This is a genomic window from Oscillibacter sp. CU971 (assembly GCF_905219725.1).
Classification (GTDB): Bacteria; Bacillota; Clostridia; order Oscillospirales; family Oscillospiraceae; genus Oscillibacter.
In genome coordinates this window covers 1-1,226 of record NZ_CAJMXG010000527.1, presented here as the reverse complement: position 1 = coordinate 1,226, position 1,226 = coordinate 1, and the positions used below count along the sequence as shown (strand labels likewise).

The following is a 1,226-nucleotide window of genomic DNA, read 5'->3' as shown; positions in this document are numbered from 1 at the left end:
CACATTCAGTACCGCACCAGCCATCAGCGCGCACATAGCCGTTTTTGCCGCACCCTCACTGGAAACGATATTGTTCATGGTGACATTGAACACATTGAAAATGGAGAACACGATATAGATGCGGGTATAGGTGATTGCATAGGGCATCACGCTTTCGATTGCGCCAGCTTGTTTCAAAATCGGTTCCAGAAAGATAACGGAGAACAGGATCACAACCGCCCCAATCGAAATTCCGCTATATATGGCTGTACTCGCTACCTTGTTCGCCGTGTCCTTGTCGCCCCGGCCCAGCAGCCTGGACAGATAAGCGGCAGCGCCGTTTCCAAACAGCAGGCCCAGGCCAACAACAATCTGGCCCAGGGGAAAGGCAACCGTGACTGCGCCCATCTGGCCGGTTCCCAGCCCGCCTACAAAATAGGTGTCTACCAAATTGTAGAGGCCGTTAATGAGCATACCAATCATCGTTGGGATGCCCAGTGCCAGGAGAACTTTGGGAATTGGCGCACTCCCCAGAAGCGCCATTTTTTTGTTTCCGTCCATAAATTGCTCCTTTCTCTTGACAGCCAGTGTAATGTGAAGTAGTATACTTTATAGTAGCCGTCAGTCAACACATACTACTATAATTTATAGTAGTTGTCAAGTGCGAAAGGGGAAATCTTCATGGCAACAATAGATTTGATTGTCCTTGGGATGCTCAAAAAGCAGCCGCTGAGTGCCTACGACATTCAAAAGCTTGTGGAATACCGCAATATTTCAAAATGGGTAAAAATCAGTACACCATCTATTTATAAAAAGGTCATTCAGTTAGAGGAAAAGGGCCTGCTCCAAAGCGTCCCTGTGCGGGAAACCAATATGCCGGAAAAAGCAGTCTACTCGCTGACGGCCAACGGTGAGCAGGAATTTGAGCGGCTGATGGGAGAACTCTCCGCCCAGCCTATCCGTATGTTTTTAGATTTCAATGCTGTGATTGTAAATTTGGACAGCGTTCCTTTGGAAATGCAAAAATCCTGCGTTGCCAGTATTGAAAAAAATGTGCAGGATTTGAAAAGCTATCTGGAAGAAAACCTTCGGGAAAAAGAAAATGCGCCGGAGGTTCCTGAAATCGGTATGGCGGTTTTGCGCCAGCAGTTTGTTTTAGCTGAAACGATTGAAGCTTGGATTACGACTTTGAAATCAGAACTTTTTTGAGGTACTTTTAGGAAAAAAGAACGGGAAACCGCTATCAT

2 protein-coding genes are annotated in these 1,226 nt (G+C 46.7%); one reads left to right on the top strand and one right to left on the bottom strand.

The features are described 5' to 3' along the window. Positions 1-540 (bottom strand): MATE family efflux transporter (locus JX325_RS17155; protein ID WP_243414165.1); only part of this gene is annotated, 540 nt, incomplete at its 3' end. Between the two features lie 120 nt (positions 541-660). On the opposite strand from JX325_RS17155, the gene JX325_RS17150 reads away from it, so the two are divergent. Then, complete coding sequence (locus JX325_RS17150; protein WP_204792220.1) at positions 661-1,188, top strand: PadR family transcriptional regulator; 528 nt, start codon at positions 661-663, stop codon at positions 1,186-1,188. Positions 1,189-1,226: the final 38 nt, after the last annotated feature.